General features: G+C 71.9%; 16 protein-coding genes. 8 read left to right on the top strand and 8 right to left on the bottom strand.

Annotated features, from left to right (window positions below; translation table 11 throughout):
- Positions 1-155 precede the first annotated feature (155 nt).
- Together ACZ42A_RS34870 and ACZ42A_RS34875 are read left to right on the top strand one after the other, a co-directional pair.
- Positions 156-3,017 (top strand): DEAD/DEAH box helicase, encoded by a 2,862-nt coding sequence (locus tag ACZ42A_RS34870; RefSeq protein ID WP_468531339.1) that lies wholly within the window; start codon positions 156-158, stop codon positions 3,015-3,017.
- Positions 3,014-4,273: an SWIM zinc finger family protein gene (locus ACZ42A_RS34875; protein ID WP_468531340.1), complete on the top strand. Its 1,260-nt coding sequence runs from the start codon at positions 3,014-3,016 to the stop codon at positions 4,271-4,273. The genes ACZ42A_RS34870 and ACZ42A_RS34875 overlap by 4 nt, the downstream gene beginning before the upstream one ends.
- A 34-nt stretch (positions 4,274-4,307) precedes the next feature.
- Here ACZ42A_RS34875 and ACZ42A_RS34880 read toward each other — a convergent pair whose 3' ends face one another.
- Entirely contained in the window at positions 4,308-4,751 is a 444-nt protein-coding gene (locus tag ACZ42A_RS34880) for a hypothetical protein (RefSeq protein WP_468531341.1), read from the bottom strand.
- A 124-nt stretch (positions 4,752-4,875) separates the two neighbouring features.
- Positions 4,876-6,042, bottom strand: coding sequence for a xylose isomerase (gene xylA, locus ACZ42A_RS34885; protein ID WP_468531342.1), 1,167 nt, complete (start codon positions 6,040-6,042; stop codon positions 4,876-4,878).
- A 154-nt stretch (positions 6,043-6,196) separates the two neighbouring features.
- On the opposite strand from xylA, the gene xylB reads away from it, so the two are divergent.
- The 6 genes from xylB (at position 6,197) to exaC (ending at position 14,295) form a co-directional block, all read left to right on the top strand.
- A complete protein-coding gene (gene xylB / locus ACZ42A_RS34890) occupies positions 6,197-7,642 on the top strand; it encodes a xylulokinase (protein ID WP_468531343.1) in 1,446 nt (481 codons plus the stop codon).
- Between the two features lie 14 nt (positions 7,643-7,656).
- Positions 7,657-8,865 carry an ROK family transcriptional regulator gene (locus ACZ42A_RS34895; protein WP_468531344.1) on the top strand — a complete coding sequence of 403 codons (1,209 nt, stop codon included), beginning with the start codon at positions 7,657-7,659 and terminating at the stop codon, positions 8,863-8,865.
- Positions 8,866-9,094: 229 nt separating this feature from the next.
- Positions 9,095-10,114, top strand: coding sequence for an acetamidase/formamidase family protein (locus ACZ42A_RS34900; RefSeq protein ID WP_468531345.1), 1,020 nt, complete (start codon positions 9,095-9,097; stop codon positions 10,112-10,114).
- A 46-nt stretch (positions 10,115-10,160) separates the two neighbouring features.
- Positions 10,161-10,760 carry an N-acetylmuramoyl-L-alanine amidase gene (locus ACZ42A_RS34905; protein WP_468531346.1) on the top strand — a complete coding sequence of 200 codons (600 nt, stop codon included), beginning with the start codon at positions 10,161-10,163 and terminating at the stop codon, positions 10,758-10,760.
- A 160-nt stretch (positions 10,761-10,920) separates the two neighbouring features.
- Entirely contained in the window at positions 10,921-12,321 is a 1,401-nt protein-coding gene (locus ACZ42A_RS34910; protein ID WP_468531437.1) for a GAF domain-containing protein, read from the top strand.
- Between the two features lie 450 nt (positions 12,322-12,771).
- Positions 12,772-14,295, top strand: a complete 1,524-nt coding sequence (gene exaC, locus ACZ42A_RS34915; RefSeq protein ID WP_468531347.1) for an acetaldehyde dehydrogenase ExaC — start codon at positions 12,772-12,774, stop codon at positions 14,293-14,295.
- A gap of 160 nt (positions 14,296-14,455) precedes the next feature.
- Here the strand turns inward: exaC and ACZ42A_RS34920 are convergent, their stop codons facing one another.
- From ACZ42A_RS34920 to ACZ42A_RS34945, 6 genes are all read right to left on the bottom strand, one after another.
- A complete protein-coding gene (locus ACZ42A_RS34920; RefSeq protein WP_468531348.1) occupies positions 14,456-14,716 on the bottom strand; it encodes a hypothetical protein in 261 nt (86 codons plus the stop codon).
- A 145-nt stretch (positions 14,717-14,861) separates the two neighbouring features.
- Positions 14,862-15,896, bottom strand: coding sequence for a hypothetical protein (locus tag ACZ42A_RS34925; RefSeq protein WP_468531349.1), 1,035 nt, complete (start codon positions 15,894-15,896; stop codon positions 14,862-14,864).
- Positions 15,897-16,332: 436 nt separating this feature from the next.
- Positions 16,333-16,758 (bottom strand): HD domain-containing protein, encoded by a 426-nt coding sequence (locus ACZ42A_RS34930; protein WP_468531350.1) that lies wholly within the window; start codon positions 16,756-16,758, stop codon positions 16,333-16,335.
- A gap of 95 nt (positions 16,759-16,853) precedes the next feature.
- The gene (locus tag ACZ42A_RS34935; RefSeq protein WP_468531351.1) at positions 16,854-18,248 is read right to left on the bottom strand and encodes a Mucin-2; all 1,395 of its coding nucleotides are present in this window, start codon (positions 18,246-18,248) and stop codon (positions 16,854-16,856) included.
- A 366-nt stretch (positions 18,249-18,614) separates the two neighbouring features.
- Positions 18,615-18,923 (bottom strand): hypothetical protein, encoded by a 309-nt coding sequence (locus tag ACZ42A_RS34940; protein WP_468531352.1) that lies wholly within the window; start codon positions 18,921-18,923, stop codon positions 18,615-18,617.
- Complete coding sequence (locus tag ACZ42A_RS34945; protein ID WP_468531353.1) at positions 18,914-19,540, bottom strand: CRISPR-associated endonuclease Cas3''; 627 nt, start codon at positions 19,538-19,540, stop codon at positions 18,914-18,916. Before ACZ42A_RS34945 ends, ACZ42A_RS34940 begins: the two co-directional genes overlap by 10 nt.
- Between the last annotated feature and the right edge of the window lie 1,465 nt (positions 19,541-21,005).

The following is a 21,005-nucleotide window of genomic DNA, read 5'->3' on the forward strand; positions in this document are numbered from 1 at the left end:
TGAGACATCCCTGACGCCCGTCCCTTAGGGCTTCCCGAAGCCTTCCCCGATCAGTGACTCAGGTCACAGCCCTGGCATGCCGGGGCGGCGGCTGCGGTGCTGTACTCTCGGCGGCTCCGACCCCCGGTAGTCAAATTTGAGGAATGCGACTCGCTGTGCAGAGGACTTCCCCGGCAACCTCCTCCGAGATCCACGAACTGGCCCGCTGCTGCGCGGGGTTCGTGCCCGGCGACCCGGCGCGCACCGGCGGTGTCGCCTTCTGGCGGCCCGACGGCGAGGCCCCGCCGGGTGTCGCCGCGGGAACCGTCACGGACCTGACCGTCGCGCTGCCCGGTGAGGACGGCGTCGAGCCGGTCACCGTGCCCGCCGTCGTGCTGCCGGTGGGCGCGGCTCTGCCCGTCCTCACGCGCGCGCGTGTCGCCGCGCAGGGACACCGGGCGGCTGTGTTCTGGGGTGCGGCGGCCCTCCTCGCCCTGCGCTGCACGGCGCGCGGCCTGCTGCTGCCCGGCCTCTCCGCGAACGACCACGACGCCTGGCGCGCGGGCCCGCTCCGCGCGGAGGAGATCGAGCAGGTGCGCCGGCTCGCCGCCGCGATGCCGCCCGAGGCGCATGCAGTCCCCGTGGACGGTATGGAGCCGCTGCGGCTGCCTGACCCCGAAGGGCTGCTGCGGTCCTTCCTGGACGCCGTCGCCGACACCCTGCCGCGCTCCCCCGCCGCGCCGCTGGTCACCGGCGGACCGGCGTACGCCGTGCCGGAACCGCAGCACCTGCCCGGGCAGCGTGCCTGGGCCGCCGATGTCGCGGCGGGCCACGACGCGGGCGTACGGATCTCGCTGCGGATCGAGGTGAGTGGTCTGACGGACGCGCCGGAGGAGGCGGCGCCCGCCTTCCGGGCCGTACCGCAGGTGCATCTGGTGAGCGATCCCTCCCTCGTCGCGGACGCGGCCGACGTGTGGACCGCGACGGACGCCACCAGCCGCGCCTTCGGCCCGGGCGCGCGGATGGACGCCCTGGTGGCGCTGCGCCGCGCGGCCCGGGCGTGGCCGGCGCTCGGCCCGCTGCTCTCGGCCGCGGTCCCGGACGCCGTGGAACTCGCCGACGAGGAGGTCACCGAGCTGCTGGGCGAGGGCGCGGCGGCGCTCGCGGCCGCCGGTGTCGACGTGCACTGGCCGAAGGAACTGGCCCGCGAACTGACCACCCGCGCGGTGGTCGGCCCGCCGGACGACGAGCCGGGCGCCGGCCGGCTCTCCTCGGACACGCCGTCGTTCCTGTCGGCCGACGCGCTGCTCGCTTTCAGCTGGTGGTTCGCGCTCGGCGACCAGCCGCTGACCCGGGAGGAGCTGGACCGGCTCGCGGAGGCCAGCCGTCCCGTCGTGCGGCTGCGCGACCAATGGGTCCTGATCGACCCTCGGGAGGCACGCCGCGCCCGTGACCGGCGGGACCGCAAGGTCACCCCGATCGACGCGCTGGGCGCGGCGCTGACCGGTTCCACGGAGGTCGACGGCCACCGGGTCGAGGTGCGGGCCACGGGGTGGCTGGCCGGGCTGCGGGAGCGGCTCGCCGACCCCGAGGGCCAGGAGCCGGTCGCCCAGCCCGCCGCCCTCGCCGCCGAACTGCGCGACTACCAGCGGCGCGGCCTGAGCTGGCTGGCCCGGATGACGTCTCTGGGGCTGGGCTGCTGTCTCGCCGACGACATGGGCCTCGGCAAGACCATCACCCTGATCGCCCTGCATCTGCACCGGCAGACCGACCCCTCGGCCGCCGGTCCCACGCTCGTGGTCTGTCCGACGTCCCTGATGGGCAACTGGCAGCGCGAGATCGAGAGATTCGCGCCCGGCACCCCGGTGCGCCGCTTCCACGGTGCCCGGCGGGACCTGGAGGCCCTGGCAGACGGGGAGTTCGTGCTCACCACCTACGGCACCATGCGCCTGGACGCGCACCGGCTGGCCGAGGTGCCGTGGGGTCTGGTGGTGACCGACGAGGCCCAGCACGTGAAGAACCCGTACTCGGCGACCGCGCGCGCCCTGCGCTCCATCGGGGCACGCGCACGCGTGGCGCTCACCGGCACCCCCGTGGAGAACAACCTCTCGGAGCTGTGGGCGATCCTCGACTGGACGACCCCGGGCCTGCTGGGCAGGCTGGGCACCTTCCGCGCGCGGTACGCACAGGCGGTCGAGAGCGGCCAGGATCCCGCCGCCGCGGACCGGCTTGCCCGGCTGGTGCGCCCGTTCCTGCTGCGCCGCCGCAAGTCCGATCCCGGGATCGCGCCGGAGCTGCCGCCGAAGACCGAGACGGACCGCGCGGTGTCGCTCACGCCGGAACAGACGGGCCTGTACGAGGCTGTGGTGCGCGAGACGCTGGCGCAGATCTCGGACGCCGACGACATGGCGCGGCGCGGGCTGATCGTGAAGCTGCTGACCGGTCTGAAGCAGATCTGCAACCACCCGGCGCAGTACCTCAAGGAGGAGCGGCCGACGATCGCCGGACGCTCCGGGAAGCTGGAGCTGCTGGACGAACTGCTCGACACCATCCTCTCCGAGGGGGCGGGCGTTCTGGTCTTCACGCAGTACGTGGGGATGGCGCGGCTCATCGAACGGCACCTGTCCGCGCGGGGCGTGCCCTCGCTGTTCCTGCACGGCGGGACGCCCGTGGCGGAGCGGGAGGCGATGGTGCGGCGCTTCCAGGACGGCGAAGTCCCGGTCTTCCTGCTGTCGTTGAAGGCGGCGGGCACCGGGCTCAACCTCACCCGCGCGGAACACGTCGTGCACTACGACCGCTGGTGGAACCCGGCCGTCGAGGCCCAGGCCACCGACCGCGCGTACCGCATCGGCCAGACCCGGCCCGTGCAGGTGCACCGGCTGATCGCGGAGGGCACGATCGAGGACCGCATCGCCGACATGCTGAACCGCAAGCGGGAGCTGGCCGACGCGGTGCTCGGCTCCGGCGAGGCCGCGCTGACGGAGCTGACGGACGCCGAGCTGGCCGACCTGGTGGAACTGCGAGGGAGCACGCGATGAACCGCAACGACGACGACACCGAGCGCACCTTCGCCGCGCTGCCGCCCGCGCGGGGGCGGGGTTTCGCCCGGACCTGGTGGGGCCAGGCCTGGCTGAAGGCGCTGGAGGACGCGGCGCTGGACGCCGAGCAGGTGAAGACGGGCCGCCGGCTCGCCCGCGCGGGAGCCGTGGGCGCGGTGTCGGTGCGGCCGGGCCGCATCACGGCGGTCGTCCAGGACCGCGACCGCACCGCGCACCGGGCCGACGTCCTGCTGGAGCAGCTGTCCGCCGAGCAGTGGGACCGCTTCCTGGAGCTGGCCGTCGAACGGGCCGGGCATGTCGCGGCGCTGGTCGACCGGGAGATGCCGCCGCACCTCGTCGAGGACGCGGCGGCGGCGGGGATCGAGCTGCTGCCGGGGCTGGGTGATCTGGAGCCGGAGTGCGACTGCGGCGCCTGGGACCACTGCGGGCACACGGCCGCGCTCTGCTATCAGCTGGCGCGGCTGCTCGACGAGGATCCTTTCGTCCTGCTGCTGATGCGGGGACGCGGCGAACGGGCCCTCGTCGGCGACCTCCAGGCGCGCGGCACCGCACGCGCCGAGGAGCTCCCGGCGCCGGCCGGCGTGGACGCCGCGGAGGCGTACGCGGCCGGCGACATCCTGCCGCCGCTGCCCGCCCTGCCCGAGCTGCCGGACGGGCCCGGGCTGCCTCCGTCGCTGGACGCCGAGGCCGCGCCCGCGCCCGGGGTCGACCCGGCCGCCCTGGAGTTCCTGGCAGCCCGAACCGCGGTGGCGGCGCATCACCTGCTGGCCGAGGCGCTGAAGGGCCGCGCGGAGGCCGGGGATGCCGAGCTCACGGTCGCTCAGGACGCCGTCCGACTGGCTGCCGGAGGGCCCGGGCGTGCGGTGCTGGAGCGGCTGGCCGAGGGCTCGGGACGCGGCCGGGAGGAACTGTCGGCGGCCGTACGGGTCTGGGAGCAGGGTGGTGTGGCCGCGCTGTCGGTGTACGAGGAGGAGTGGGCGGTCGAGGGGGACGCCCTGGCACGCGCGCGTGCGGCCCTGGAATCGGCCTGGGACGAGGACGAGCGGCCGCCGCTGCGCGCGCGGGGCAACCGCTGGACGGTCGTCGGCGCGCCGAGCCAGCTGCGTCTGGGCCGGGACGGCCGCTGGTGGCCGTACCGCAAGGAGCGCGGCCGCTGGATCCCGGCCGGCAGCCCGGCACAGGACCCGGCGACCGCACTGGCCTCGGCGCAGACCGCGCCCGAGGAAGGAGTCTGATGACCCGGTTGCCGCGCGGCATCCTGCCCTCGCGCTAAGGCAGTTCGCCCTCGGCGAAGGACGGAATCAGCGATTCGAGGCCGCTCGGGAGGTGACTGGGGAAGCCGCTGGGAAGCTCGGTGGGAAAGTCGCTCGGCAGTTCACTGGGGAACCCGCTCGGCAACTCGCTCGGGAACTCGGAGGGCAGCGACGGCATGTCGCTGGGCAGGCCGCTCGGGATCCCGAACGACGGGGCCGGCGAGCGGCTGGTGCCGGGCTCGGCGGATGGCCGGTCGTCCGGCGTGTCGTCGCCCCCGGAGGCCACCAGCAGGACCGCCACGACGACGGCGACGGCCACCAGCGCGGCCAGGGCGATGAGGACGGGTGTGCGCCGCCTCGGCGGGGGCTCGGGGCCCCCGGGAGGCGGTCCGAAGCCGCTCGGGGGCGGTGCGTCGGCCGGCGGTCCGGGTGGCTGAGGCGGTGGGGGCGGCGTGGCCATACGGCCAGGCTCCCCGCCGTACCGGCCGGAGCGCGACCCCCGCGCGGGGTTCGACACGGACTCATGCCGTGGACCGCATGATTCCGCGACATTCCGCGCGGGGCCTCGCCGAGTGGGAGCGGGCTCAGCCGCGCGCGCCCAGCAGGTGGTCCATGGCCAGCTGGTCCAGGTGCTCGAAGGCCATCCCGCGCGCGGCGGCCGCGTCGACGTCGAAGTCCTCGAACGCCGAGCGGTCGGCGAGCAGCGCCTGCAGGCCGTCGGCCGCCGTGGGCTGGGCCAGTTCGTCGAGGCGGGCGGCGCGCAGGGCCTCCTGGACCTCGGGGTCCGCGCGGAAGGCGGCCGAACGCTCCTTCAGGATGAGGTAGTTGCGCATGCAGCCCGCGGCGGACGCCCACACGCCGTCGAGGTCCTCGGTCCGCGGCGGCTTGAAGTCGAAGTGGCGCGGCCCGGTGTAACCGGCGCTCTCCAGGAGGTCGACCAGCCAGAAGGCGGCGCGCAGATCACCGGCGCCGAAGCGCAGGTCCTGGTCGTACTTGATGCCGGACTGGCCGTTGAGGTCGATGTGGAAGAGCTTGCCCGCCCACAGGGCCTGCGCGATGCCGTGCGGGAAGTTCAGCCCGGCCATCTGCTCGTGCCCCACCTCCGGGTTGACGCCGTACAGCTCGGGCCGCTCCAGGCGCTCGATGAACGCCAGCGCGTGGCCGACGGTGGGCAGCAGGATGTCGCCGCGCGGCTCGTTCGGCTTGGGCTCGATGGCGAAGCGCAGGTCGTAGCCCTGGGAGGTGACGTACTCGCCGAGGAGGTCGAAGGCCTCCTTCATGCGGTCGAGGGCAACGCGTACGTCCTTCGCGGCGCCGGACTCGGCGCCCTCGCGGCCGCCCCAGGCGACGTACGTCTTCGCGCCCAGCTCGACCGCCAGGTCGATGTTGCGGATGGTCTTGCGCAGCGCGTAGCGGCGCACGTCGCGGTCGTTGGCGGTGAACGCGCCGTCCTTGAAGACGGGGTGCGTGAACAGGTTGGTGGTGGCCATCGGGACGGTCAGACCGGTGGCGTCCAGAGCCTGGCGGAAGCGCTTGATGTGCGACTCGCGCTCGGTGTCGGAGGACCCGAACGGGATCAGGTCGTCGTCGTGGAAGGTGACGCCGTAGGCGCCCAGCTCGGCCAGGCGCTGCACCGTCTCGACCGGGTCCAGGGCGCGCCGCGTGGCGTCGCCGAACGGGTCCCTTCCCTGCCAGCCGACGGTCCACAGGCCGAAGGTGAACCTGTCCTCGGGGGTGGGCTGGTAGCTCATGCCGCGGCTCCTTGCTCGCTTGCTGACTATTTCGTCATGGCGGTTTACAAATTAGTATGCGGTCGCGTCTCTGGGAAGAGACACGGTGTCCCCGATCGCAACGAGTCACAATCCACACATATCCCCGCTGAGCCGCGGAAGAGGGAGAGCCCCGATGTCAGCAGCCGAGGGTCCGCTCGTCGTCGGCGTGGACACGTCCACGCAGTCCACCAAGGCGCTGGTCGTCGACGCGGCCACCGGGCAGGTCGTGGCAAGCGGCCAGGCGCCGCACACCGTCTCGTCCGGAGCGGGCCGCGAGAGCGACCCGCGGCAGTGGTGGGACGCGCTGTGCGAGGCGTTGCGCCAGTGCGGTGACGCCGCCCACGAGGCCGCCGCGGTGTCCATCGGCGGACAGCAGCACGGCCTGGTCACGCTGGACGAGCGGGGTGAGCCGGTGCGCCCCGCGCTGCTGTGGAACGACGTGCGCTCGGCACCGCAGGCCCGCCGGCTGACCGAGGAGCTGGGCGGCGCCAAGTTCTGGGCCGAGCGCACCGGGCTCGTCCCCGCGGCCTCCTTCACGGTCACCAAGTGGGCCTGGCTCGCCGAGCACGAGCCGGAGGCGGCCCGCGCCACCAGGGCCGTGCGCCTGCCGCACGACTACCTGACCGAACGGCTCACGGGGCAGGGCACGACCGACCGCGGCGATGTCTCCGGGACCGGGTGGTGGGCGTCGGGCAGCGAGTCGTACGACAGCGAGATCCTCGCCCACGTGGGGCTCGACCCGGCGCTGCTCCCCCGCGTGGTGCGGCCCGGCGAGGTGGCCGGGACCGTGCGCGACAGCCACGACCTGCCGTTCTCCAAGGGCACCCTGGTCGCGGCGGGCACCGGCGACAACGCCGCCGCCGCGCTGGGGCTCGGACTGCGCCCGGGGACGCCGGTGATGAGCCTCGGCACCTCGGGCACGGTGTACGCGGTGTCCCGGCACCGGCCCACCGATCCGACCGGCACCGTCGCGGGATTCGCCGACGCGCGCGGTGACTGGCTGCCGCTGGCCTGCACCCTGAACTGCACCCTCGCCGTGGACCGCGTCGCCGAACTGCTGGGTCTCGACCGCGAGGCCGTCGAGCCCGGCACGACCGCCACGCTGCTGCCGTACCTGGACGGCGAGCGCACCCCGGACCTGCCGAACGCCTCGGGGCTGCTGCACGGCCTGCGGCACGACACCACCGCCGGGCAACTGCTCCAGGCCGCGTACGACGGCGCCGTGCACTCCCTGCTCGGCGCGCTGGACCTGGTCCTCGACGAGGACGCGGACCCCTCGGCCCCGCTGCTGCTGATCGGCGGCGGCGCCCGCGGCAGGGCCTGGCAGCAGACCGTACGACGGCTCTCGGGGCGCCCGGTGCAGGTTCCCGAGGCCAGGGAGCTGGTCGCGCTCGGCGCGGCCGCCCAGGCGGCCGGGCTGCTCACCGGCGAGGATCCGGCGGCGGTGGCCCGCCGCTGGGACACCGCCCGCGGCCCCGTGCTGGAGGCCGTGGAGCGGGACGAGGAGACGCTGGCCAGGATCGCCGGGGTACTCTCCGACGCGGCCCCGCTGCTGGAGCGGAGCCCGCGGACCAGCTGAGGACGGACGGAGGCATGACCGCACCGCTGCACGAGACCCACCCGGCCGGTCCCGGGCGGGCGCTGCCCGACACCCAGCAGGGCATGCGCCGCCGCAACCTCGCCCGGGTGATGCACACCGTCAGCGCCGAGGGGCCGCTGTCCCGCGCGGCCGTAGCCTCGCGCATCGGGCTGACCCGGGCGGCGGTGTCGACCCTCGTCGACGAGCTGATCCGCTCCGGACTGTTGCAGGAGCTGGGCCCCGAGCGACCGGGCCGGGTCGGCCGGCCCGGATCCGCGCTCGCGGTCAGCGCGCGGGGACCCGCCGGGTTCGGCGCGGAGGTCGGCGTCGACCATCTCGCGGTCTGCGCGGTCGACCTGCGCGGCGAGGTGCGGGCCCGCGCGGTGCGGCACGGCACCAACCGGGGCCGCGCGCCCGAGCCGGTGGTCGAGGAGCTGACCGGACTGGTGCGGCAGGTCGTCGCCGAGGCGGAGGGCGAGGGCCTGTGGCCGGCCGGGCTCGCCGTGGCCGTGCCGGGCCTGGTCGCGCGCGACGGCCGCACGGTCGTCCGCGCCCCGAACCTCGACTGGCACGACACCGACCTCGGTGCTCTGCTGCCCTTCGAGGCCGGGTTGACCGTGGACAACGAGGCCAACTTCGGCGCGCTGGCCGAACTGTGGCTCGGCGAGAGCACGCCGTCCGACTTCCTGCACGTCTCGGCCGAGATCGGCATCGGCGCGGGCGTGGTCGTCGGCGGGGGCCTGCTGCGCGGCACCCGCGGCTTCGCGGGCGAGCTGGGCCATGTGCCGGTCCGCCCGGACGGGCCGGAGTGCGCCTGCGGCGGACGTGGCTGCCTGGAGCAGTACGCCGGTGAGGAGGCGGTCCTCCGGGCGGCCGGCCTGGAGCCGGGCGAGGACCGGGTCGGACTGCTCGCCGGCCGCGCCGAGGAGGGCGACGAGGACGTACGCCGGGCCCTGCGCGACGCGGGTGAGGCGCTGGGCATCGCGCTGACCGGGGCGGTGAATCTGCTGGACCCGGAGAGCGTGGTGCTGGGCGGTGCGCTGGCCGGCCTGGCGCCCTGGCTGCTGCCGTCGCTGCGGTCCGAACTGGCCCGGCGCACGGCGGGTCCGCCCTGTCCGGTGGCGGTCTCCCGGCTGGGACCGGAAGGCCCGTTGCTGGGTGCCGCGCACTCGGTGATCCGGGCGGTGCTGGACGATCCGGCGGCGGTGGCGGGGCGGGCGTGAGCCCGGCGCGGTCACGGGGCGGGGGTGGCCTGGCTTCGCACGCCAACCACCCATGTGGGTGAGCGAGTTGTCCACATCGGCACGTTCGTCCACGGAAGATCGCCAGGGCCTTCTGCCCGTCCCGGAAGCGCCGTACCGTGATTCGTGCGAGCCGCACCCGTCCTGCGAGGACGGCGTTGCGAGTCTCGCTGACCACGGCAATCTTCTGGCGAGCGGGGGGGGACGGCACATGTCCGGCGAGCAGACACGCGTTCTGACGGTACGGCCCGAACCGGGCGAGTACGCCTGGACGTTCGGCGGCGCGCCGCCCATCGCCCGGATCGCTCCGGGCACGGTGCTCGACCTGTACACCGAGGACTGCTTCGCCGGGCGGGTGCGCTCGGAGAAGGACCTGGTGTCCGAGGTGTGCGAGTTCCCGTTCCTCAACCCGCAGACGGGTCCGTTCCACATCGACGGCGCCGAGCCCGGGGACACGGTCGCGGTGCACTTCGTGTCGATCGAACCGGCCCGGGACTGGGCCGCTTCGACGACCGTGCCGCTGTTCGGCGCGCTCACCTCGACGCACACCACGGCCACCCTGCAGCCGCCGCTGCCGGAGACCGTCTGGATCTGGCAGCTCGACCGGACCCGCCGGACGGCGCTGTTCCGGGCGCACGACAGTGATATCGAGGTCGAGCTGCCCCTCGACCCGATGCACGGGACCGTGGGCGTGGCCCCCGCCAACCTGGAGGTCCGCTCGGCCCTCGTGCCCGACGCGCACGGCGGCAACATGGACACGCCCGAGATGCGGGCCGGCGTCACCTGCTATCTCGGGGTGAACGTCGAGGGAGCGCTGCTCAGCCTGGGTGATGGCCACGCCCGGCAGGGCGAGGGCGAGACCTGCGGGGTGGCGGTCGAGTGCGCGATGAACACCATGGTGATCGTCGAACTCCTCAAGGACCTGCACACACCCTGGCCGCGCATCGAGTCGGACACCCACATCATCTCCACGGGCTCCGCCCGCCCGTTGGAGGACGCCTTCCGGATATCCCAGCTCGACCTGGTGCGGTGGCTGGTCCGCGACTACGGGTTCAGCGAGCTGGACGCCTACCAGTTCGCCACCCAGGCCGTGGAATCCCCGCTGGCCAACGTGTGCGACACGAACTACACCTGCGTGGCCAAGCTCCGCAAGGAATGGCTGCCCGCCCGCGAGACTCACCGCGGACTGCACGCCCGACTGCGGGAGACGGCGGCGACGCTGCGGGGCTGAGCCCGCGGGCCGCCCCTTTCCGCAGAGCACTTGAAAGGCACTCTCCATGGACCGGGCACGACCGCTCCCCACCCGGCGACGGCTCCTGCAAGGCGCCGCCCTCGCCGCCGTCCCGTACACGCTGCTGCCCGAGACACGCGCCGACGCGCTGACCCGGGCCCCCGACCACCCGCGCGCCGTCTGGCATCCGGCGCACACCGCCAACTACACGCCCGCGAACCGGCCGACGAGCCATCCCGTCGACTTCGTGATCATCCATGTCACCCAGGCGTCCTACTCGACCACCCTGGGCGTCTTCCAGAACCGCAGGAAAGAGGTGTCCGCGCACTACGTGGTGCGCTCGGCCGACGGCCACCTCGCGCAGTGCGTCCGCGAGTCCGACATCGCCTGGCACGCGGGGAACTGGGACTACAACACCCGCAGCATCGGCATCGAACACGAGGGATGGGTGGACCAGCCCGGCTATTTCACCGACGCCCTGTACGAGCGGTCGGCCCGGCTCACCGCGACGATCTGCCGGAAGTACGACATCCCCAGGGACCGCTCGCACATCATCGCGCACTACGAGGTGCCGGGCTCCGACCACACCGATCCCGGACCGCACTGGGACTGGAGACGGTACATGCGGCTGGTCAACCGGGCGTGACCCGCGCGGGCGCCGCATACAGCCGTTCGGGTGAGCACGGTCGAAACGGTTGTCCGCCCGCCCGGCCGGAGTGACGATGTTGCGGGCCCCGCCGCCCCACCGGCACGAGCGGGCCGCACTTCAGCACTACGCCAGCCGCATCGACTGCCGGGAGGCCGAGGTGACCGATCCCTGGGTGGCTCTGGAGCCGGGAGCCGACCCCGTCGAGCGCGCGCGGATCCTGCGTCGCGCACACGAGACCTTCACCGAGGCGGGCACCGTGCCCCGGCCGGTGCGGGCCGTGGTTGCCGACTCATGGCGGCGGTCGGCGCGGGCCGGCGTCGGACCGGACGGCGGCGCGAGAGTGGAGCTGACCGACGGCGACCTCGGCGCCTACCGGGCGGAGCATCCACTGGCCCGGGTGATGCCGCTGTGCCGTGAGCTGATGGGCTCGTTCGCCCTCGACGGGGAACACCTCATCGCGATGTGCGACGCGCACGGCCGGCTGCTGTGGGTCGAGGGGCATCCGGCGACCCGACGCCAGGCGGGGCGGATGAACTTCGTGCCGGGTGCCCGGTGGGCGGAGAGCGTAGTGGGGACCAACGCCCCGGGCACGGCCGTCGCCCTCGACCGTCCGGTGCAGGTCTTCGCGGCGGAGCACTTCGTACGCCAGGTCCAGTCCTGGACGTGCGCGGCGGCACCGGTGCACGATCCGCGCACAGGGCGCGTGCTCGGCGCCGTGGACATCACCGGCGGGGACGGGCTCGCGCATCCGCACAGCCTGGCCTTCGTGCAGGCGGTCGCGCGGGCCGCCGAGTCCCAGCTGGCGCTGCTGGATCCCGGCCAACCGGCCGACGACCTCGTGCAGTTGACCGCTCTGGGCCGGGACGAGGCGACACTGTGCGCCAGGGGCCGCCGGATCCGCCTGAGCCGCCGGCACAGCGAGATCCTGGTGCTGCTCGCCCGGCACCCGGAGGGACTCACCGGCGACGAGCTGCAGTGCGCGCTGTACGACGACGAGTCGGTGACCCCGGTGACCCTGCGCGCCGAACTGGCCCGGCTGCGCGGAGTGCTGGGCCCTGGGCTGCTGGCCTCGCGGCCCTACCGGCTCACCGTCGAGGTCGAGTCGGACGTCGCCGTCGTCGAGCGGCGCCTGGAGTCCGGGGCCGTCACAGCGGCCGCGTCGGCGTACGCGGGGCCGCTGCTGCCCGCCTCCCGGGCTCCGGCGGTGGTCCGGCTCAGGCGCCTGCTGGCGGACGGCCTACGGTCGGCCCTGATCGCCCGCCGGGACCCGGACCTCCTCGCCGACTGGGCGCACGCGCCGTGGGGTGAGGACGACCTCGACGTATGGCGCGCCCTGGCGGCGGTACGGCCGACGGCCCCGGTGCGGGCACGGCTGGCAGCGCTGGACACGGAACTGACGGCACCGCCGGAGCGGGTCCGGCCGGTGGCGCCGGAGCATCGGGGAGTGCCGGGGGATCGGGGGCCGCGGGGCGACCGGGGAATGCGGGGCCATTGGGGGCCGCTGGGCGACCGGGGAATGCCGGGAAACCAGGGACGGCAGGGCGACTGGGGATCGTAGGGCTGGGGATGCCGGGCGATCGAGGTCTGCCTGGCGAGCGGGGACGGCCTGGCGCCCGAGGATCGGGCAGGACGACTTGGGACCGTAGGGCTGGGGGATGCCGGGCGATCGAGGTCTGCCTGGTGACCCGGGACTGCCAGGCGACCGAGGATCGCAGGTGACGACCGGGATCGCGGGCGATCGACGTCTGCCGGGCGATCGACGTCTGCCGGGCGATCGGCGTCTGCCGGGCGATCGGCGGCCGACGAGCAAGGGCATAGGAGCGGGAGCCGGCCGGGGGCGTGCGGGCCAGAAGCCGCGGCCGGGGGGCGCCTGGGGCGCGCGGCTGAGCGCTCCGGACGGGACGTCGGGCTCCGGCGTGCAACGTGGGTGCAACGTCCGCCTCCCTACCCTCCCGCACCAGAGAGCCGCCCAACGGCGGGCGGCGCTGCACCAGGAGGCTGCACCAGCATGACCCGATACGCGGCACCCGGTACGCCGGGCTCGATCGTCTCCTACCAGTCGCGCTACGACCACTTCATCGGCGGTGAGTACGTGCCGCCGGCCCGCGGTCAGTACTTCGAGAACCCGAGCCCGGTGAACGGTCAGCCGTTCGCCGAGGTGGCGCGGGGCACCGCCGAGGACGTGGAGCGGGCGCTGGACGCGGCGCACGCCGTGGCGCCGGCGTGGGGCCGCCGTTCGGCGACCGAGCGCTCGGACATCCTGCTGAAGATCGCCGACCGGATGGAGACGCATCTGGAGCAACTGGCGGTCGCCGAGAGCTGGGAGAACGGCAAGCCGGTCCGCGAGACGCTGGCCGCGGACATCCCGCTCGCCATCGACCACTTCCGCTACTTCGCGGGCGCGATCCGCGCCCAGGAGGGCTCGCTCGCCGAGGTCGACGACGACACGGTGGCGTACCACTTCCACGAGCCGCTCGGTGTGGTGGCACAGATCATCCCGTGGAACTTCCCGATCCTGATGGCGGCCTGGAAGCTGGCGCCGGCCCTCGCGGCGGGCAACGCGGTCATCCTGAAGCCCGCCGAGCAGACCCCGGTGTCCATCCACTACTGGCTGAGTCTGGTCGCGGACCTGCTGCCGCCCGGTGCGGTGAACATCGTCAACGGCTTCGGCGAGGAGGCGGGCAAGCCGCTGGCCTCCAGCCCCCGGGTGGCGAAGGTCGCCTTCACCGGCGAGACCTCGACGGGGCGGCTGATCATGCAGTACGCCGCGGAGCATCTGAAGCCGGTCACCCTGGAACTGGGCGGCAAGTCGCCCAACATCTTCTTCGACGACGTCTGGGAGAAGGACGACGAGCTGCGGGACAAGGCGCTCGAGGGCTTCGCCATGTTCGCGCTGAACCAGGGCGAGGTCTGCACCTGCCCGTCCCGGGGGCTGATCCAGCGCGGCAACTATCCCGACTTCCTGGAGGCGGCGGTCGCCCGCACCGAGCAGATCAAGGCCGGTCATCCGCTGGACACGGACACGATGATCGGCGCGCAGGCCTCCGGCGAGCAGCTCGCGAAGATCCTCTCCTACCTGGACATCGGGCGGAAGGAGGGCGCCAAGGTCCTCACCGGCGGGGAACGGGTCGAGTACGACGGCGAGTTGAAGGGCGGGTACTACGTCCAGCCGACGATCTTCGAGGGCGACAACCGGATGCGGATCTTCCAGGAGGAGATCTTCGGGCCGGTGGTGTCGGTGACGTCGTTCGACGACTTCGACGACGCCGTCAAGATCGCCAACGACACGCTGTACGGCCTGGGGGCCGGCGTGTGGACCCGCGACGTCAACACGGCCTACCGCGCCGGCCGCGCCATCCAGGCGGGCCGCGTCTGGACCAACTGCTACCACGCGTATCCCGCGCACGCGGCGTTCGGCGGCTACAAGCAGTCGGGGATCGGCCGGGAGACGCACAAGATGATGCTGGAGCACTACCAGCAGACGAAGAACCTCCTCGTCTCGTACTCGCCGCAGAAGCTCGGCTTCTTCTAGATGCAGAAAAAGGGCGCCTGACCAGGGCAGATGCCCGGCAGGCGCCCTCGCACCTCTCCGCCTAGGCCAGGGCGAACTGGCCAGGACCCCAGGGCACTTTCAGCAGGACAAGACGGTGGCCGCCCTCTGCAGGGCGGCCACCGTGTCTGTCTGAGCTCAGTCAGGGCGGACAGACGCTCCGTAGTCGTCGGTCTCGGAGCACCGCGACATCCGCCTTTGTCGCCGGCCAGGCCTGGATGAGGTACCACTCGGTGACCTCGTCGGGGGTCAGGTCGACGGCGGTGTCCCGGCCGCGGGCGTGAACACGCAGGCGGTAGCAACCGGGACCGTTGCACGACAGGACGGGGAGTTCCTCATCCAGGTCGTCCATCAGGCCGCGGACCCGTAGGTCTCCGGAGGTGGAGGGCGTCGAGACCTCCACGATCTCCTGCCAGTCACCGCTGTCGGGTTCGGGTTCGGTTTGATGGAGGGTGACGGTGACGTGGACATCGCCGGTGTGGATGCCTGTTTCCCGTTATGCCCTCCAGAGCAGACCGTCGAGCATGGAAAGGCGCCGACACTGGCGGTCAGCAGCAGGGCAGCGGACGCAGCCTCAAGGACAAGTTCCTGGTGTGGATTAAGTAGGCAGACAGCGCCCGGCAGAGGACTGAGAGATGAGCGACGAGGTCGAACGGGGCAGTGGCGCCGTCCCGGTTCAGTACCACCAGTTCGACATCAGCGACGAGGACGGGCCGACCGGCCCCGACCTGGAACGTGGACACGACGGACTCATCCTCGGTGTCCGCCCACACCACCCGCGGAAACGCCTCCGCGTGCCCCGCCGGTACCTCCACATCGAGCGGCGCCCGGCCCGCCGCGCCGGCCCGCCAGCTCTCCACCAGGGCATGCTGACGACAAGCCGGAAGCGTCGCGGACAGAAGGACCACCGGCACCCTCAGCCTGCCAAGCCACCACAACAGCCGGTCCATCAACGTGGACATGTGCACGTCGTAGCCGTGGACCTCGTCAAACACCACGACCTTCCCGGACAACCCGGCCAGGCGCACGAACACATGACTGGAGCGCAGCGCGGCCATCAGCGCCTGATCCACCGTGCCCACCCCCAGCGGCGCCAGCAGGCCCCGCTTGTGAGCAAACCACTCGGCAGCCTCCCCATCACCGTCGTCCTGGCCATCGACATCGACCCCGACCGGACGCAGCTCATCGGCCGCATCCGCCGGCATTTTGCGGTCCTTGAGATATTCGCCAGCTGTGGAATGCAACAGCCGGACGGGCGGCGCCTCCTCCCCCAGTCCCGCCAGCAGCTGGTCGACGGCATCGAAAGCCTGATTGCCGGTCACCCGTGACGGCATCGCCACGTAGAAACCCCGCAGACCGAACCGGCGCACCAGGGCAGCCGTCGCCTGCAGCGCGGCTTTCGTCTTCCCCTCCCCTGTCGGGGCGGCCACCACCACGATCCCCGGCCCCCGCATCCGGCCAACCACCGTCTCGACCGCCTCCTGGACCGGATGCGGCCGCTCCTCGAGCGGGAGCAGGTCTCGAAACCCCGTTCCCCGTGGCGGCCGCCACGGCCGCCACGCCAACCGCTCGATCTTTCGCACCTCATCCCGCCGCGCCTGCAGCAGATACGCAGGCAGATCGACGCCCGTGCCGACGTAGTCCTTCTCCGGCCGCGCCGAGGCGATCCAGTCACTGACCTACGTCAACCCCGCCAGCGCCACCACCGCCTCAGGGCTCAAACGAACCTCCTGCCACGGCAGCCCTTCCGGCTCCGGCAGCCCCCACAGGGAGATGACCTGACGTACCAGGTCATCACAGACGGCAGCCCACCAAGGCCCCCCGTTGTCCCCCACCGCGTCCCGCGCCTGGCGCACCGACGCCGCGACGGGATCACCCCGTGATGCCCGCCCAGAGCCCACGCAATCGTGCGCGCCGTCGCCGGCGCCGCCCCCAGGCCTTAAGGATCCGTGTCATGTGTACCGCTGTCAGTAGCCCCGTGGTGACAATCCGTACGCGTCCCAGGCCCTCTCCACCGCGTCAACCGCCGGATATGAGCGGCCGCCACCGGCCCCATGGTCGGCGCGGCGATGTCGTCCCGCAGCCCTGGAACGTCGGCGACAGCTTCCCAAGATCATGCACACCACACAAAACCGACACCCAGCCATCCGCATCACTCAACGGACCGAACGCCCGATCCAGCTCGACACGGCAATGCGGCCCCACCAACACATCCACCAAACCCTCAGCCATCACCGCCATATCCAGCACATGGCAGATCAACGGATGGGGGACCCGCCCCCCACCCGCCTTCCCCCACCCACCTCGAACATCAACCCCACCACGCTCAATACCGACCACCCATCCATCCAAACCCACACACCGCCCCCCGACGACACGCTTTCGGCCCACTGTGGCCACGTCGACCAACCCCCGCACCGCACGCACCTTGACTCGACAACTCACCAAACCCCCGCCCGGCAGCTGCCGCTAACGAGCGGGCTCGGAATCCTCCCCGCCGACGCGGGGGTGTTCCGCTGATGGAGGGTTCTGCTCAGCGGTCAGGCGGGAACACCGGCCCGGTCCAGGACGGCGGCCATCTCGTCCTCGGGAAGCGCCGGGTTGGCACCTGCGCTGGAGGCCAGTTCGGGGACATGGAGCGCCTCGCGGAGCCGGTGGAGCGGCAGGCGCGGGTCGCCGACCGCCGCCTGGCGCGTCCAGACCGAGGGGTCGTGGCTGAGCCGTTCGATCAACGCGGGTGTGGCGGCCGGGTCCCGTACGGCCAGCCGGCGGTAGTTCCCGTCCGGATGGTCCGCGTAGCGCGCGGCGAGGCCCTCGCGGGGGAAACGGGGGTGTGTCTCCGCCATCCAGGCGGAGAACGTCCCGCCGAGCCGCGCGTACACACGCATCAGGACCTCCTCCGGGGTGTCGGGGTGGTGAATGCCCAGGCGGTTCTCCACCACCGGGTCCTCAACGCGAGCGAGTAGGCGCAGCAGGTCGGGCGGCAGGTGAGGGCTCTGGGCGGCGGCGCGTCGGAGCAGTGGGTGGGCGGAGGTCGCGGCCCGGCGCAGCACCTCGGGGTCGGCAAGCCCGTCCCGTACCCACTGCACGCCGTCGCCCCTGTCGAAGTCCCCGACCGTGAAGTCGATCGCCATGCGCCGCTTCTCGTCCAGCTCGGGCCTGAGGGAGACCGCGAGCCGTACGGCCTCGTCGGGGTCGACGGCGAGCCGCTCCACGAGGTCGGCGGGCAACGACGGGTTCTCGGCGAGGGCCGCAAGGTGTGTCCGCTCGGCGACGCACCGCTCGGCGTCGGCGCGGACGAGGAGCCCTCGGCGCAGCGCCTCGGCGGCGGACATCGGATCGCGGAGGAGTTCGGCGGTGACGCGTGCGTCGCGCCGGCACTCCCACAGCGCGGCGGCCCGCCGCACCTCGGGGTCAGGGTCGGTCAGCAGCGTCGACCGCTCGCCCGGCGGCAGGATCTCCCATGCACGCACCGCTTCCCGGCGCGCTGCCGAACTGTGATGAGTAGCCATCGAGGCCACGAATGACGGCGCCAAATGGGGCGAGTTCAGCAGCGCCGTCCGGACAGAAGGGGCGGGGTCGTCGAGCAGGCGGACGCACACGGCGTCCGGGAGCGGCGCGACCTTTGTGCGTGGGTAGTACCCCTCGGGTCCGTACGCAAGAGCAGCCCGCACCTTGGGAGAAGGATCGTCCACGAGCCGGGCCCGCTGTGCAGGCTCCGCCTTGGCGCTCATGGCGAAGTCGATCCGGGCGCGCGGGTTCGGGTGGGCCAGGATCACCACGACGGCCGGCTCAGGGAGTCCGGCCCGCTGGAGGGCGTCACGGGGCGGAAGGTCACCGCCCCCGTCGAAGGCGAGCAGGCGCAGTAGCAGCGGTGTCGGCAGCGCCGGATTGCGGGCGACTCCGTCCAGCGCGGATGCGTGGAACGCCACCATGATTCCCCTACCCCTGTGTCTTCCTCGATTGGTCCGCGCCCATGATCTCCCGTATGCCCGTCAGGAACCGCCGGACAGCACCAGCTGTCCGGCTGGGTCTGCGCTGTCCAAGTACCGGGAAACCCGGCCATGCCGAGAGACATCGGGTCCTTGCCATGCCCGACATCTGTCGGCCACCGTTCCACCCACCCTTGGGACTCTGGCCAGCACAGACGCCGATCGAGTGCAAGGTGCTAGTGCTGTGACCGGAACGTTCGCCGGATTGGTGTTGGTGGCCCTTGAGCCGGTTGGATGTGCCGAACCGCGCCGACAGCACCCGCTCGGCTTCCAGAGCGGTCTCGCTCTTGCCATCGCCCGGAGCAGCGGTCACCAGCAAAATCCCACCGTGCCGCCCGCTGCCCTCCATTCGGCTTCCGCCCCCACGGCGGCGAGTTCCTCCGCCACCGACCGCTGCAGCGGATTCGGCTGCCCCGTAATGCCGTATGCCTGGGCGAAATCCTTCCGCTCCAGCTCCACCGGCAGCAGACCCGCCTCACGCACCAGGTGCTCGGCGTCCGCACACGACCGCTCAAAGTGCTCGGCCAAAGAGGTGCTCAACTCCCGCTGCCGACGGCGTAGATATTTGTCCTGGCTCACCAGCCAGTCCGCCAGAATCACCACACCGGTCACCAACACGGCCGCAGGTGCCTCCATGCGCTCCGGCGGCACCGGCGCGCCCAGCGCCTCGAATACGACGCCGGCATGCGCCTCCCGTTGCCTGCCCAGGCCCGGCCACCCAGCAGATCCATGTTCACCGGATGAAGATCCACAAGCTCGTGGAACCGGCCATGATGCCCACCGATGATTTCCGCGACCCGGCGCATCGCCGCGTTGAAAGAGGTGTCGCCGTCCTGGAATCCCAGTGCGGCCAGAACCGCGGCAGCGGCGCGCATCCCGGCCACCTCGTGTGGCATCCACTCAACCCCGATGCGGCCCCGGTCCTTCCGCAGAACCTCACTCAACCGCTCACGGGCACGGGCGTCGCACAGCTGAAAGCCCGACAGTTTCCCCAGGTCATGAAGCCCGGCACACAAGCCGGTCACCGCCCGCGCCCGGGCGGGATCATCCGCCATGCCCAAACCGGCTGCGATGCAGCGCCTCTGGTTCTCCGAGAGATATCGATCCCACAAGAACAACGCCATGGCCGCCACATCCAGCAGATGCCGCACCAACGGATACGGCGGAAGGCCCAGATCCAGGCCCCGCACCTTCCCCCACACCGACTCATCCACTTCCGAAACCGGCCTGCGCATCAACGCGCTCCCTCCCCCGGCCTCAGGTGCACCCGAATCCAACGACTCAACCACAAGCCACTGACAACCCTCACACACAGCTCGATACAGTCCTCCTGTGAAGACACCACGCACCACGCAGGCTCAGGCAGCTTCAGTAAAGGGATGGCAAAACTCCCGATAACGAGCAGGTCAGGAAGGGTGGTCCCCGCCGACGCGGGGGTGTTCCGATCAGCGCGCACCAGCCCCACTGGCATTCGACGTGGTCCCCGCCGACGCGGGGGTGTTCCGATCGGCCGCACAGTGATCTGCCACATCCACCTGTGGTCCCCGCCGACGCGGGGGTGTTCCGTCGACGCCGAGGCTGGACTTTCCGAACCCGGGGTGGTCCCCGCCGACGCGAGGTGCTTTGTTCCGAACGACGAATGCCGCTCTCTTGGCGTGACCGTGACCCTGCAGATTCAGGAGTGTTCCGGGGTGACAGGTCAGCACACAGTGCCCGGCTTCGCCAAACGTGGCCCGCTTGCCGGCCTACCTGTCTAATCGGCACCTCGCCCCGCTCACGACCAAGATCCGGGCCATACGCGGGCCAAAGCTCGCCATCTGCGCTTGGAACCTCACATTCACGCTGGTCAGGACCATGCGCGTGATGTGCCACCAGCAGACGAAGAACCTCCTCGTCTCGTACTCACTGCAGAAGCTCGGCTTCTTCTAAGGAACCGACAGAGGGCGCCTGAGCTGAGCAGGTGCCAGGCAGGCGCCCTTGCCTTTCCGAGCCAAGCCCGGGCTAACGTGCCTCCTGTGGCATCGTCCTGCTCGTCCCACCGTCGCATGGAGTTCTCGATGAGATCGGAACCGGCCGTGTGGCGTTGACAGCGCGTCGCATCGAGGATTGGACCTCATTGACAGCACCGTCGTCGGTCCACTCCTCGCCGGCGGGAAGGGTCTTGTCCGCTGGGAGTAGGCGTGCGACAGGGAGTGCCGTTGCAGCCAGTCCAGCGCGCCGCCTGCCACTCCTCCCACGGATCAGAGCTTCACGCCAACCAGCGCCGCTCGATGTAGCGCGAAGCTCGCACGCTGGCAGGCCCGGGATCAAACGGCTCTCCGTCACGAGCCGCTGTCATCAGCTTGGCACGTCGGCTCTCTGCAAGTCCCTTGGTGAGGGGGACTCCGACTGGTGTTGGATGGCAATAGCTGGATGGCTTCGAACGGGAGAAGTATCGAGAGTGCTGATCGTTTTCAGATGTCGGTCGTGCGGTGCTCCCTTGTCCAACCCGCTACAGCAATGTGAGTGGAAGCCCCTGCCGCCAGTGAGGGGCAGGGAGCACTACACCTACGGCCCATCGACAGTGCGGGTGGGTTCCTTCTCCGATGACCCGGAACCATACGGTCCCGCTGGTTCGGCTGCCACCTGGGTGATCAACCCGCTGGACGGTGTACTGCTGCGGCCTCATACGGATCAGTCTCGACGTTACGGGTGTTGCAG

The organism is Streptomyces sp. NPDC030838 (assembly GCF_055572035.1).